The organism is Dapis hubbardiae BLCC-M172 (assembly GCF_050016015.1).
Classification (GTDB): domain Bacteria; phylum Cyanobacteriota; class Cyanobacteriia; order Cyanobacteriales; family Microcoleaceae; genus Trichodesmium.
The window spans coordinates 1-14197 of record NZ_JBNHEQ010000148.1; the positions used below are offsets into that span (position 1 = coordinate 1).

General features: G+C 31.9%; 12 protein-coding genes. 10 read left to right on the forward strand and 2 right to left on the reverse strand.

Features of this window, described 5'->3' with window-relative positions; genetic code table 11:
* Both ACP6PK_RS12965 and ACP6PK_RS12970 read left to right on the forward strand, forming a co-directional pair.
* Window positions 1–462, forward strand: a 462-nt coding sequence (locus tag ACP6PK_RS12965) for a hypothetical protein (protein WP_426559959.1), incomplete at its 5' end; no start/stop codon positions are given.
* A gap of 446 nt (window positions 463–908) precedes the next feature.
* Entirely contained in the window at window positions 909–3338 is a 2430-nt protein-coding gene (locus ACP6PK_RS12970) for a CHAT domain-containing protein (protein WP_426559960.1), read from the forward strand.
* Between the two features lie 98 nt (window positions 3339–3436).
* On the opposite strand, the gene ACP6PK_RS12975 is transcribed toward ACP6PK_RS12970, so the two are convergent.
* Window positions 3437–4303, reverse strand: a complete 867-nt coding sequence (locus tag ACP6PK_RS12975; protein WP_426559961.1) for a transposase — start codon at window positions 4301–4303, stop codon at window positions 3437–3439.
* Between the two features lie 518 nt (window positions 4304–4821).
* On the opposite strand from ACP6PK_RS12975, the gene ACP6PK_RS12980 reads away from it, so the two are divergent.
* From ACP6PK_RS12980 to ACP6PK_RS13010, 7 genes are all read left to right on the forward strand, one after another.
* Window positions 4822–5697, forward strand: coding sequence for a DNA adenine methylase (locus ACP6PK_RS12980; protein ID WP_426559962.1), 876 nt, complete (start codon window positions 4822–4824; stop codon window positions 5695–5697).
* Window positions 5698–6337: 640 nt separating this feature from the next.
* A complete protein-coding gene (locus ACP6PK_RS12985; protein WP_426559963.1) occupies window positions 6338–7597 on the forward strand; it encodes a type II restriction enzyme in 1260 nt (419 codons plus the stop codon).
* Window positions 7598–7774: 177 nt separating this feature from the next.
* On the forward strand, window positions 7775–8176 hold the full coding sequence (locus ACP6PK_RS12990) for a DUF7226 domain-containing protein (protein WP_426559984.1): 402 nt from the start codon (window positions 7775–7777) through the stop codon (window positions 8174–8176).
* Between the two features lie 99 nt (window positions 8177–8275).
* The gene (locus ACP6PK_RS12995; RefSeq protein WP_426559964.1) at window positions 8276–8755 is read left to right on the forward strand and encodes a DUF7226 domain-containing protein; all 480 of its coding nucleotides are present in this window, start codon (window positions 8276–8278) and stop codon (window positions 8753–8755) included.
* Window positions 8756–8809: 54 nt separating this feature from the next.
* Complete coding sequence (locus ACP6PK_RS13000; protein ID WP_426559965.1) at window positions 8810–9013, forward strand: DUF751 family protein; 204 nt, start codon at window positions 8810–8812, stop codon at window positions 9011–9013.
* 586 nt (window positions 9014–9599) lie between these two features.
* Window positions 9600–9977: a PadR family transcriptional regulator gene (locus ACP6PK_RS13005; protein ID WP_094670732.1), complete on the forward strand. Its 378-nt coding sequence runs from the start codon at window positions 9600–9602 to the stop codon at window positions 9975–9977.
* Between the two features lie 227 nt (window positions 9978–10204).
* Entirely contained in the window at window positions 10205–10741 is a 537-nt protein-coding gene (locus ACP6PK_RS13010) for a cofactor assembly of complex C subunit B (RefSeq protein WP_094670734.1), read from the forward strand.
* Between the two features lie 588 nt (window positions 10742–11329).
* Here ACP6PK_RS13010 and ACP6PK_RS13015 read toward each other — a convergent pair.
* The gene (locus ACP6PK_RS13015) at window positions 11330–11668 is read right to left on the reverse strand and encodes a DUF3155 domain-containing protein (RefSeq protein WP_094671014.1); all 339 of its coding nucleotides are present in this window, start codon (window positions 11666–11668) and stop codon (window positions 11330–11332) included.
* A gap of 171 nt (window positions 11669–11839) precedes the next feature.
* Between ACP6PK_RS13015 and ACP6PK_RS13020 the strand changes: the two genes are divergently transcribed.
* Entirely contained in the window at window positions 11840–13267 is a 1428-nt protein-coding gene (locus tag ACP6PK_RS13020; RefSeq protein ID WP_426559966.1) for a GAF domain-containing sensor histidine kinase, read from the forward strand.
* The last annotated feature ends 930 nt before the right edge of the window (window positions 13268–14197 follow it).

Consider the following 14197-nt stretch of genomic DNA (forward strand, 5'->3'; position numbering starts at 1 on the left):
GAAGAAGTTACTTCAGAAGTTAATGAGACTATAACTCAGACTGAAGAAACTAAACTTGAAAAAGAACCTTTAACCTCTAGTGAAGAAGTTACTTCAGAAGTTAATGAGACTATAACTCAGACTGAAGAAACTAAACCTGAACAAGAATCTTTAATGGAAAAAGAAGAGTCTCTGATATCTGATCTTCAGGGAGAGGAAATTACTTTGACAGAAGTTGAAAAAGAAACAACCTCATCCTTAGAAGCAGACTCTACATCTACTGAAAAATCTATTTCAGAAACTTCTAAATTAGCTGAAGTTTCTGAAGTTGAAGATAGCTCTCCTTCTACAGAAAAAATAACTACTCAAGATAGTGATAATGGAGAAGAAAAAGTTACTTCTGTTTCTGCTGAGGAAAAAAATGAAGCTGATAATTCACCATCAGATTTATCAAAAGATAGTGCAAATAAGTCAGTAGAGTAGTAAAAACAAAGAACCAACAATAATATATACAAAATATAGAGGGAATTGGAAGGTAAAACCATAGATCAATTCCCTATTTTGTTATTGTATTTATACTAAATCCGCATATAGAAATAGAAATTAAGTAAGCATTCCGCAGGAAATGCTTACGAAATTAAGAATGAGATTTGAGAATTTTACTGTTACCTATAATTCTAGAATATAGCGGTTATCTTTTTCATTAAGATATATAGCAATCGTCAAGAATTTGTGAAAAAAACTGTAGGGCTTTGGTCTCCAGACCCAAGTTAAAATGGGATTGATATGACCAAACACAGTTAGATAAAATGTTAAAATATAAGGGTGGATTGCTATAGTTTTTTCTTTTTTATCTGTTCCCTATCCTACTCCCTACTGACTGTTCCCTACTCCCTAATATATCACACACAAAAAATTGAGTTAGTGAAATGATTATTTGGAAAAATTTGAGGTTAATTATACCTACTGTATATTTATTAATTATTCCTCCATTTCTAGTCGTTGAGAAAAAAGTGCATATAAATTCACAAGCACTGGCACAACTTACAAAAAATGAGAGTTATTCTATTTCACAAAACAATCTAAAAACTGAAGCACAGCAACTTGAGCAACAGGCAACAGCAGAATTTAATAATGGTAAATTTGAGGTTGCTCTAGAAAAATTTAAACAAGTATTAGAAATTTATACTCAACAAAGCGATCGCTCTGGAGTTATTCGGACTTTAAATAAAATTGCTGCTGTTTATGATACTCAAAGTAAATATCTTAAAGCTTTAGAATTCTATCAGGAAGCTTTGAAAAATGCTCAACAGGAAAAAGATAATGAAAATATCAGTGCTATTTTAAGTAATATTGGTTTGGTATATTCACAGTTAGGTCAATATGAGCAAGCTATAAATTTTTATCAGCAAGCTTTAAATAAAAATCATCCAGAAAAAGCGAAGATTTTAAATAATATTGGAGCAATTTATTACCATTTAAAAGAATTTCCTAAAGCTTTAGAATATTATCAACAAGCTTTAGAGGTTAATCGGAAAAATCAAGACAAAATTGGTATAGCAAAAACTCTAGATAATATAGGTGTAATTTATCGAGAACAAGAGAAATATTCTCAAGCATTAAAATATCATCAGGAAGCATTAGCTATTCAAGAAGAAATCGGCGATGACTATAATAATTCAGATACTCTTCATCATATTGGTAGAGTTCATCGAGAATCAAATCAACATTCAGAATCTAGAATTTTTTTTACTAATACTTTGATTATTGCACAACAGCTTGGAAACCAAGATAGAGAGAGAATTATTCTTGCTGATATAGGTAAAGTATTAGAAAGAAAAAATCAGGATGAATTGGCAATAATTTTCTATAAACAATCAATTAATATTACTGAAAATATTCGGAAAGATTTGAAAAAATTACCAGTCGGACAGCAAAATTTATATATAGAAAACAATGCTGAAATATATCGCACTTTGGCTGACTTATTGCTACAAAAAAAACGTGCTATAGAAGCACACCAAATTTTAGACTTACTGCATATACAAGAGACATTTGAATATATTGGGAGCTTACAAACCGATGATTATGAATATAGTGAAATTCCATTACTAGAGCCAGAACAGGCGTTTTGGGAAAAGTATACTCAGTTAATAGATGAAGCTGCTAAAAACCATAGTAAAAATCCAAATAACTTACAGGAAAAATTAGTAAAAATTGAGCAATTTTTTGATAGTGAAGAAGTCAAATCTATAGTTTCAGAATTAGAGAAAAATTCTAGGAGTCAAAAGCTAACTTCAGACATAGCAGTTTGGTTACAGTCTGAACTAAAGGAAAATAATCTTCAAAATACTGTAGTCTTATATCCGTTACTTTTAGAAGACCGACTAGAATTAATATTAATTACTGCTAATTCTCCTCCATTTCATCGCACTGTTTCAGTAAGTCAGAAAGAATTTAATAAAACTATCCTTCGATTAAGAGCGCAATTAACAAATAGAAATCAATCTAACCAAAGAGTTATACAAGCAGGATTAAAATTATATAATTGGTTGATTAAACCTATCGAATCTCATCTAAAACTTAGTCAGGCTAAAACAATTATTTATGCACCTGATAGTCAACTACGTTATATTCCTTTAGCAGGACTACATGATGGAAAAAAATGGTTGGCAGAAAGGTTTCTAATTAATAATATTACTGCTGCAAGTTTAATGGAATTAGAACCTAGAGGAAAATTTGAACCGATAATTTTAGCAGGTGGTTTAACAAAAGGAAGTTATAATTTTCAGGTCGGTAAACGGCAATTTGAATTTGAATCATTGCCCTTTGCAGGAGTAGAGGTAGAGGAGATAGACAAGATATTTCCTGAAACCAATAAATTGTTAGGTAATGCTTTTACTAAGAAAGCTGTAGAATCAAAAATAGATAGCTATAATATTATACATTTTGCTACTCATTCTGCTTTTGTCAGTGGTCATCCAGAAGAATCTTTTATATTATTTGGAGATGGTAACCGTGCTACCTTACGAGATGTGGAAGATTGGAATTTAAAGAATGTAGAATTAATCGTTTTTAGTGCTTGTCAAACTGCTTTAGGAAAAGAGCTAGGAAATGGTGAAGAAATACTCGGTTTTGGTTATAAAATACAAGAAGCTGGTGCGACAGCAAGTATAGCAACTTTATGGCGAGTTGATGACCAAGGTACTCAAGAATTTATGAATGATTTTTATGCAGCTTTGAAGAATGGAGCAAGCAAGGCAGCAGCAATACAAAAGGCACAAATTTCTATGATGAATAGTGAGTATAGTCATCCCTATTATTGGGCACCATTTCTTTTAATTGGAAATGGGTTGTAAAATTCAAAATTCAAAAGTCAAAATTCAAAAGTAAGATTTTATAGGCTCAAAATTTTGACTATACAGTTTCACGAAAGTCAAAATTTAAAAGTAAGATTTTAGGGGTGCTTTTTAATAAATGAAGCAAGCGCTCTTTTAACTTCTACTATATTTTTAACCAGAGAATAGAAGTACAAAAAAAAGTCTGTCATTGCGACTGTAACCGAGTGGAAGGAAGCAATCTCCACAACAACGTTAGGTCTATTTGCCCTGACAAATTGATTCACCACCCTTGTCAGTTCGGGGTTTTCCGATAACTGGCACGGCGAAAAAGGCGAGCGAGGTTTCCCGTTTCCCCTCTTCTCCCCAGTAATACGAACAACATCCCCTAGAAATCTGCTTCCCCAGTGGCATTTTCTAGGGGACTTCTTTTTCGACTTCAAGCGACGACAAAAACCCTTGTACTTTCTGGCACATTCTGCCAAAGTATTACCCAAAAGTAAAAAAGCAGGATGCCATTGAGTCAGACCATCATCAGTCAAACATTCATAACTACCATAATTACTAAAATCATAGAAAAATCCCTCTCCCATTTTCGCCGCCTTGGGGTTTCCATGAATGTATCGCAGGGTATTCAAGGCTCTTTCTTGGTCAGTATTAGGAAAACCTTCAGCAAAATAACGTTTTTCCCAAAAATGTCCAGTACGCTTCAACATTCGATTAAAGCACATAGCAGTATACCAGTTGAGAAAGTGCATTATTTTCGGCAAATTATCTGGTTGTGCAGGTTCGATTAAATAGTGGACATGATTAGACATAATGCAGAGAGCATAGAGATGGAAATTATATTTGTGGAGAGCCTTTTTAATCGCAAAAAGAAACACTTCTCGGCATTCTCTTCTAGAAAGTTTAAACTCACGATTATTGCAGCGAGTAGTAATGTGATAGGAATATCCTGGGAGAAAATTACGAGGTTTTCTAGGCATTATTTTTAGTTGAGTTGAGATAGATAATTTTAGAGTATTTCTTAGGAGTCAGGAGTCATATAAAATCTGGCTGAAAAGTTTTCATTGCGATGAAAGGAAGCAATCTCGGGCAACCTCTGAGATTGCTTCCTTCCACTCCGTTCCAGTCGCAATGACTTACAATAACTAATCATCGAAATTTAATAATCGAATAAAATTACGAGGTTTTCTAGGCATTATTTTTAGTTGAGTTGAGATAGATAATTTTAGAGTATTTCTTAGGAGTCAGGAGTCATATAGAATCTGGATAAAAATTCGTCCGGGAGCGACGAAAGGAAGCAATCTTGGGCAACTTCTGAGATTGCTTCCTTCCACTCCTTTCCAGTCGCAATGACTTGCAATAACTAATCATCCAGAACAGAGTTTTTTTGACAAATATAAACATATTTATAGAGATTAATTGTCTTATTTAATAAGTAAAATAATAGTAGAAAAATTATGTTATATTATTCTAACATGATATATAGAGGTATTTTTTAGTGCGCAAAAATTCAGTAGTTAAACCTTTTTTGAAATGGGCAGGAGGCAAAAGACAATTATTACCTGAATTAAGAAAATATATCAACGAAAAATCCCTGAAAAAATGTACATACTATGAACCTTTTATTGGTGGAGGAGCGCTTTTATTTGAGTTACAACCAACTAGAGCAGTTATTAGTGATAAAAATCAAGAATTAATCAATTGTTACCAAGTAGTTAGAGATTCATTGAATGATTTGATTGAAGAGTTAAGAAAGCACCAAGAAAAAAATAGTGCCGAGCATTTTTATGAAACTAGAGATTTAGATCGTTCAGCAAAATATAAAAATCTGTCAAAAGTAAAAAAGGCAGCCAGAATTATTTATTTGAATAAAACTTGTTACAACGGTTTATTTAGAGTAAATTCTCAGGGTCAGTTTAATGTTCCTTTTGGCAGATATAAAAAACCTAATATTTTAGATGAAGCTGTTTTAAAGGCTGTGAGTAAATATTTAAACAAACCTCAAGTAAAGATATCAAAAGGGGATTTTGCTAAAGCAGTTAAAGATGCTGAAAAAGGTGATTTTATTTATTTCGATCCTCCTTACGATCCTGTTTCTGATACTGCCTCTTTCACAGGATATGATGTCAATGGTTTTAACAGGGATGAACAGATAAGGCTAAAGGAAGTTTTTGATGAATTAACAGGTAAAGGTTGCAAGGTTATTTTAAGTAATTCTCGAACAGATTTTATTATGGATTTGTATAAAGATTATCAGGATAAAATTAAAACAGTAAGGGCAGCAAGAAGTATTAATTCCAAAGCATTGAAAAGAGGAAAAGTTGATGAAATTTTAGTCTTAAATTTTTCAGTAGAGACAAAGATAGAAGAATGACTAAAAATGATGAGGCGTGGGAAAAGTTATTTCACAGATATCAAAGATTAAAGAAAGGTTGAAAAATACTCTAATAGATATCCTCTACTCCCCTACTCTCTTACCGAATTATTAATTATTAATTATTAATTGTTAATTGTTAATTAAATAATTGTGGTTTAAAGCCTCCCCTTGGATAGGGGAAAAAAAGTGCTAGGATATTTCCTAATCTTCAATCCTCTCGGTTTTAACCTTCTTGTAATTATCAATTATCAATTAATGAATCCCCTACTTTTAAGATTATAATCAGATTTTTCCCATTATTAAATCTTTCCATCTATATCTCCCTAGTACAAAATCAACAACATTTTCATTCTATGAAGCTCCCGAAAAAAATCGCGCGCCAAATGATTTTCAGTTGCATCCTCAAAATTCTTGTGATATTATCAAAGTTAACTGGGGTTGTTCGCCTATACACATGATTTTTTATTCAACTAAGAATAGAATTGTTTCTAGACCATCGCTTAGGCTGTAGAAAGAAAAATCAAAATATAATAGCTTGTTATAGTGAAATCGGTAGTAATTATCAATTCCAAAGGAGAAAAGAGGAAGGGTTGATGAAATTATAGTCTGGAATTTTTCGGTATAAGCAAGATTAACTATGACTAAAAATGATGAAGCATGGGAAAAGCTATTTGAGAGATATCAAATATTAGAGGAGGTAAATAAAAACGGCTGTTTCAAAATAGAAGCATCTCAAATTAATCAGGAACGAGAAAGTAGACTTATGGCAAAATTTGACCATATTGTTAACTTGCCAAAAATATTCAAAGATAATAAATTATCAATCCTACCACTTTCTCGTTCTCAATATATTATCGGTAACTTTCATACACACTTACCAGTCAAATATCACCTCGAAATTCAAACTATTCCTTGGCAGTTTCCCAGAGAAATAGAAACTATAGATTACACTAATTTATATTCTGAAAGTTCTGCATTACTTTGTGCATTTAATATCGGTATTATTGATGACTTAGTTCGCTCAAAAACTAAATTCACCGTCTCAGGTAGAATGTCTACTGGAATCTTTGACTTCTCCATTAAAAATTCTATTAATAAACAGTTATATTCAATCAATGTTACTAATTCTCAGTCTGAAATAGATGCAGGATTTGAAACAGGCGATCGTTTAATTTTAATCGAAGCTAAAAACTATAGAGTTGAAGATTTTTTAATCAGACAACTCTATTATCCCTATAGATTATGGTCAAATAAAATTAGTAAAAAAGTTGTACCAGTATTAATGACTTATTCCAACGATATTTTCAGCTTTTTTATTTATGAATTTGCAGATATATCAGACTATAACTCTATCACTTTGGTAGAACAGAAAAATTATGAAATTGCTTCAGAAGAAATACAGACAAGTGAGGTAGACTCATTACTAAATCAAATTAAAATAATTCCTGAATCACAAAAAAATACATTTCCACAGGCAGATAAATTTGACAGAATAATAGACTTAATCTCTCTGCTACTAGAAAATGATTTAACTCCAAATGATATTACAGATAATTATCAGTTTGATAAGAGACAAACAGGTTATTATACAAGTGCTGGAAAATATTTAGGACTCATAGAAAAGCAGGAAAAATTTTTCATATTAACTGATGAAGCAAAATATATTTGGCGTCAACCACATAAACTGAAATATTTAAAGTTAATCGAAACAATTTTGACACACGAAGTATTTAATCAAGCATTTAAGTTATCCTTAGAAACTGGGGGTATTCTCTCAAAAGAACAAATTACTAAACTTATGTCTGAAAGTAATTTAAACATTAATAATACAACAATAGACAGAAGAGCTTCTACTGTCAAAGGATGGATATATTGGATTTGGTCACAAATTGACTAATCAGATATTAAACTAATAATATTGTGTAGAGTTGAATTTTTATCTAACAAAATCATGCAAGAATTCTTTGAATAGGAAATACAAGGAATTGACATAACCTTACTACTAACTCAGATTAAAATAATTGTAGAACCTGCCAAAATTCCATTTTTACAAACAGATAAATTTGACAGAATAATAGACTTAATCTCCCTGCTACTAGAAAATGATTTAACTCCAAACGATATTACAGAAAATTATCAGTTTGATAAAAGACAGACAGATTATTATACAAGTGCTGGAAAATATTTAGGACTTCTAGAAAAACCAGGAAAAATATTTACATTAACCGATGAAGCCAAATATATTTGGCGTCAACCACATAAACTGAAATATTTAAAGTTAATCGAAACAATTTTGACACACGAAGTATTTAATCAAGCATTTAAGTTATCCTTAGAAACTGGAGATATTCCCTCAAAAGAACAAATTACTAAAATCATGTCTGAATGTAATTTCAACATTAATAAGACAACAATAGGTAGACGCGCTTCTACTGTGAAAGGATGGATATCTTGGATTTGGTTACAAATTGACTAAGGATATATTAGACTAATAATATTATGTAGAGTTGAATTTTTATCTAATAAAACTATGCAATACTTCTTTGAATAGGAAATACAAGGAATTGACATAACCTTGCTACTAACTCAAATTAAAATAATTGTAGAACCTGCCAAAATTCCATTTTTACAAACAGATAAATTTGACAGAATAATAGACTTAATCTCCCTGCTACTAGAAAATGATTTAACTCCAAACGATATTACAGAAAATTATCAGTTTGATAAAAGACAGACAGATTATTATACAAGTGCTGGAAAATATTTAGGACTTCTAGAAAAACCAGGAAAAATATTTACATTAACCGATGAAGCCAAATATATTTGGCGTCAACCACATAAACTGAAATATTTAAAGTTAATCGAAACAATTTTGACACACGAAGTATTTAATCAAGCATTTAAGTTATCCTTAGAAACTGGGGGTATTCTCTCAAAAGAACAAATTACTAAACTTATGTCTGAAAGTAATTTAAACATTAATAATACAACAATAGACAGAAGAGCTTCTACTGTCAAAGGATGGATATATTGGATTTGGTCACAAATTGACTAATCAGATATTAAACTAATAATATTGTGTAGAGTTGAATTTTTATCTAACAAAATCATGCAAGAATTCTTTAACAATGTCTCCCGCTATCCACGGTACTTTATTACCATAACCCTTGGCATATTCTTCTTTCTATTCGACCAACTAAAACCACTTTTAAATAAACCTATTACAGCGATCGCTCTAATTGGCTTAATTATTGGGACATTTACTTTCCTAACTTTAACTTTACAAGCTATGTTAGGCATAAATCCAACTTAATAAATAACCTCAAAACAAAACATTCAGCTATTAGGTATTAGCACCTGAGCAAGAAAAATGAAATACAAATTAGTGTAAGTCATATCAGTCTCTAAAACTAAAATTATTCCGAAAAAAAATCTAGAATTTGTTTGGTAGATAACCTCTAGTGAACCGATCTGCTTATACTCCCATTTGTTAATTATCCCTCAGTATTTCAATATTAATTTAGACATCCTTTATCTGCTGAGAAGCTAATAGCTAATAGCTAATAACTAACTTTTGAATGCTTACCGAAATAATTAATAATTAAGCAATTAAATAATTAGATAATTCACGCCTTGAAGCCTCCCCTTTCAAGGGGAAAAAAATAAATATGCATCCCCCTTTGTGTCAATCCTCTCCCTTTTAGGGAGAGGTAATTATCAATTATCAATTATCAATTATCCATTATCCATTAATGAAAGCATATCTTAGTTTTAACTTCTAACTTTTGCCTTCCGCCTTTTGTCTTATTTTTTTTAATTTTTGACTTGATTCTAGAATGAGTGGTCAGTCTAATGATTAGCACGATAGATTGGAGAGTAGAGTGAGTGGGTAAATTCAGATGACTTGTTTCGAGGACATTTATCAATTTTTCCAAAGTCCCCCTCCGGTCTATCTAAATAAAGAACTAGCGGTGTGCTATATCCTATCTGTATTATTGCAAAGAGACTCTTATGGAACTGAATTGATTGGACAATTAGAAAGGGACTATCCTATTTATCGACTTTCTGACACTGTGTTGTATAGCGCTCTGAAATTTCTGGAAGACCAAGGGACAATTATTGGCTATTGGAAAAAAGTGGAAGGAAGAGGACGTCCACGGAGAATGTATCAAATTATTCCCCAATGGCGACCTCAAGCTATAGATTTGGTCAGACTTTGGTATGAATATACTAATCATGCTCATATTCGGCCTCAAATTCAACCATCCAGCTCGTAAACAGATCGTATAAGATAGGTGGGAACAACTTTGTGGCTGTTTTTGGCCAAAGACTGAAAAATATAGTGTTTTTGTTGCCGATTTTTCTGTGACAATTTTTCAATTATAAAATCTAAATAGAAATATAGGGCCTAGCTGATGTTAGTCACAAAGCAGCTAGTCTTTTTTTATCTTGTAAACTATTGTTAAAGAGAAGACATCAAACAACTATTCAAATCTAAAATTGTATGAATAATACAGCTCTAATATCGTCATTTATTCTGACATTTTTATCTACCATTGGTCTAGTTTTTTTTATCAAGGCATCAGTCAAAGCTCGGACTAAAAATCTGAAACTGATAGCTGAACAAGAAGCTGACTCACTCTTAAAGCAGCTAAAAGAATATTTTAGCGATCGTGCTTACCGAATTGTTGATGCTAATGCAGCTGAGAATAAACTTACATTTGAAGGAATAGTTAGTCCTAGTTGGTTCTTGGCATTTTTCTTAACACTATTAGCAGCAGTAGGTGCTTTATGTTTTGGGTTGGCTGTATCAATGTTAGTTCCTGAATTTGGTCAATACTTTATATGGTTAGTTTTGGTATCCCCTTTAGCAGGTATTTTTTATTGGCAAAAGTCTAAACGTCCAGAAAAAGTAGCTCTGAAGTTGGAAGGAATATTGACTGAGGGTTCTCAAACTAAAAGTTTACTTTCCATAACAGCTCATAGGGATGAATTAGCAGCTTTACAAACAGCTCTAAACTTGAAAGCATACCAAGAATAAAACTAAAAATATAAAAAGTTAGGAGATTGATTAACTTTTGCCTATTTAGTTAGTAAGAAAAACTAACAAACATCAAGAGTTCACCTTTGTCTTAAAACTCCTGAGAAAGAGTGATTTTTAGAAAAAACCACGACAGTAACCAAGCTATATTTTAATAAGTTGGTTCAGAGTGGTCAAGCAATTAATCCTATTTTTTTTCAGGTTTTGATAAGTAAAGGGAAAAATTAAAGGGTTTGTGAAAAATTTTCACAGAAAATGGGGGATAACCCAAGCACTTAGTAGATATTTCTATTGTGTATTGTTAAAAAATGTTATCAAAATAGTATCGGTAATTTATTTTGGTAAGCTATAAAAAATAAAAATAACTAAGAGTTCAAGTCCATTGGCAGATGGAAGCTTGAAATCTTAGTCACTTTAGCCTTCAAGGGCAATAATATCTTTAGACTGTTTGCTATTAAATTAAATAATCTGGTAATGCTAATTCAGCATTACCCTCTTCCTTAATTTAATTAGAAGTTCGTACTTATTGGTCATAACTCAAAAAAACATACTAGCTTACCCAGAAAAAAAACGTTTTAGATAACGTCCTTAAACTTGAGTTATGCTTGGAGTAGAATTAAGTACCTGTTTTTTCTCAGGTGTCTTAAGTTCTATCAAAACTTTTAAGCTAGGAAACAAGAAATGATTTTCTTCAACGTATTGGGCTCCAAATAAACCTTTTTCTGCCCAGAAGTACCTATCAGTGGTATGCTCATTTCTTCTAACTAGAAGTACAGCTGGTGGGACAATACCTTGGGCATGAATAAACTTACGAGCAGCAGTGACTGGTTTATCTTCACCACTTTCAATACTATACTGAGCAACTTGCTCAAGAATTCTGCGTCCTTCTTGTCTACGACGGCTTTTGCGCTTACGTCTTCTAGCCAATTTCCTTACCTCCTGTGTTAGCCGATGGGTGTAGTTATGGCTACCAAATTTGATAAGATTATATAAATTTTAACTCAAAAACTCAAGTGTTTTTAATATTTTGATACAAAATATACACTTTATTGTCTAAAATTAACCGATGTCCAGTGGAAAATCCTACAAATAGCTCCAATGCTAATGCCCACCAGTACAGAATTTATTGGACTTTGCAGATCCCAGATCGCTCTTGTATCCAGTTGGGGTGCAAGTTTAAGTATAGTTTACTTGACAGAGAAACTGGTAGAAGGGGGTGAAGCTAAGCTAATTCCCATTATCGCAGATCCAGAAATACCCCAAGATGGGGAAGTAAATTCGGTGTTAAAAGTAACCTCAGAAATACAAACATTAGAGAACCTTCCGAAATTATCAGCAGCACCCTTAACAATTGGGAAAAATTCTCCAATTTTAGAAGCAAGCAACGGTACAAAAGAATCAAATACTGGATGGGAAAAAAATTATCCTTGGCAACAACGTCAAATTGTTTTACCCTTAATCCATGATGGAGTAGTTATGGGATTATTGGTAACAGCAAGAGAAGACCGACCCTGGAATCAAAAAGAAAAAACTCAAATTCAACAAGTAGCTCATACTATTGCCATAGCCTGTATTTTAGATCAACGTTCTGAATGGTTAAAGCGACAATTTCAGCAACAACAACAGTTGCAATCTGAACAATTTGATACGATGCACAATATACTGCATCAGTTGAAAAGTCCATTAACGGCACTAAGAACTTTTGGTAAGTTATTACTGAAAAGATTTTTACCAGAAGACAAAAACTGGAATATAGCTAATAGTATTTTACGGGAAAGTGATCGCCTCAGAGAATTAATTGAACAAATAGATAAAACTGTTGATGTTGGGGAAGACATATTGAGTATTCCTGCTGAAAGTGAGTATCTTCAAAGCACAACTAAAAATGAAGATATAGAAGAAATAATAGATGCTCATCAAGAAGCTAATCAAAAAACATTACCTCTACGACTTTTACCTGGAGCTAATTTTTTAGAGTCAGTTTCTGTACAACAAGTTTTAGAACCTTTATTAGTTTCTGCTAAAGCAATTGCCGATGAAAGTAATATAGATTTACAAGTTGATGTTCCTAAAAATTTACCAATTGTACAAGCTAATTATAAAGCTTTGCGAGAAGTCTTAAGTAATATTATAGATAATGCTTTAAAATATACTCCAAAAGAAGGAAATATTTATATTAAATTAGCAACTTTATCTCCGCAACCAAATCATCCTCAATCAATTAATAGTGAAACAGAAACAATGCTGGCAATAGCTATTAGCGATACAGGTTATGGAATTCCATCCCAAGATTTAGAACATTTATTTGAACGAAACTATCGGGGAGAAAAAGCTAAAACAAATATTCCAGGAACAGGATTAGGATTAGTAATTGCTCGTAATTTGATAGATGAAATGCAAGGTAAAATTCAAGTCTATTCTCCTGTAGATACTCAATGGTTACCCAGTTATTTAAAAGAGCAATATTTAGTAATTAATCGTGGTACTACAGTTGTTCTATGGTTGCGAATATTAAACCAGGAATAATATTCTTAATTTATATATATAGTAATCCTATATATTCAATTCTGTTGCGGTTTTTCTTGGGGTAATTATCCATTATTCATTATCAATTAATGAACTGACTCCTAATATATAATCCGGTTATATAGTATATGTTTATAATTCTATAATTACTTCAATTTCTACTACTCCCGTACGGACGTTGCATGCAACCTCCCTAACCTATTCCCCACTCCCAACTATATAATAACTATTCAACCGGATCTGATATAACTCCTAACTACCACTAAAATATTACAACTGAAATAGGATTGCTATATATAGTAATCTGCCCTTATGTTGCGGGTAATCAAAAAGTAGATAAAAAACCTAAAACTTGCCCTTGTTAGTTGTTCCCAGTTAAGTGTTCCCTAAAAGCGGTAAGGTTTTTATACACAAATAAAATAGGACTGCTATAGTAATTTTACTGTTAGGTAAATTATACTATTCAACATTACCTCTTCATTTTGACGAAAGAATAGAATAAAATCGGGCTATTGTAATAACCCAGTTTAATTTGATAAAAAGAGTATTATTATAGAAGAGTACAGACAAACTATGAACTTTTCTGAAGGTAATTAAAAACCTTTGTAAGTTCCATTATCCTACAACCCATTCTTTTTGGGGATGTAGGAAATATCTAGGGAGTTAGTACATCAGGAGCATCTAAAGTTAAACCTCTTGCTTAATTCTTCAGCCTGAATTTTACCTTTAATTAGGTGGGGAAGGAAAATCCGTGCTGTTGAAATATAAAGATTCAGGGATACAATTATCCTCAAACTTTGCAAGAGGTTTTTTTCTTATTTATATAAAAAATAGCAGGGAATAGGAAATAGGGAAGAGAGAACAGGAAACAGTTGGAAAAACATTTTCGCTTTCTAGATTAATTATCAATCTATGTCCGAATTAGGGAAT

Excerpts from the sequence above, each read along its gene's own strand:
- ACP6PK_RS13010 (WP_094670734.1), top strand. The coding sequence starts at position 10,205 with ATGAATAATACAGCTCTAATATCGTCATTTATTCTGACATTTTTATCT.
- ACP6PK_RS12970 (WP_426559960.1), top strand. The coding sequence starts at position 909 with ATGATTATTTGGAAAAATTTGAGGTTAATTATACCTACTGTATATTTA.
- ACP6PK_RS12985 (WP_426559963.1), top strand. The coding sequence starts at position 6,338 with ATGACTAAAAATGATGAAGCATGGGAAAAGCTATTTGAGAGATATCAA.
- ACP6PK_RS13005 (WP_094670732.1), top strand. The coding sequence starts at position 9,600 with ATGACTTGTTTCGAGGACATTTATCAATTTTTCCAAAGTCCCCCTCCG.
- ACP6PK_RS13000 (WP_426559965.1), top strand. The coding sequence starts at position 8,810 with ATGCAAGAATTCTTTAACAATGTCTCCCGCTATCCACGGTACTTTATT.
- ACP6PK_RS12975 (WP_426559961.1), bottom strand. The coding sequence starts at position 4,303 with ATGCCTAGAAAACCTCGTAATTTTCTCCCAGGATATTCCTATCACATT.
- ACP6PK_RS13020 (WP_426559966.1), top strand. The coding sequence starts at position 11,840 with ATGCTAATGCCCACCAGTACAGAATTTATTGGACTTTGCAGATCCCAG.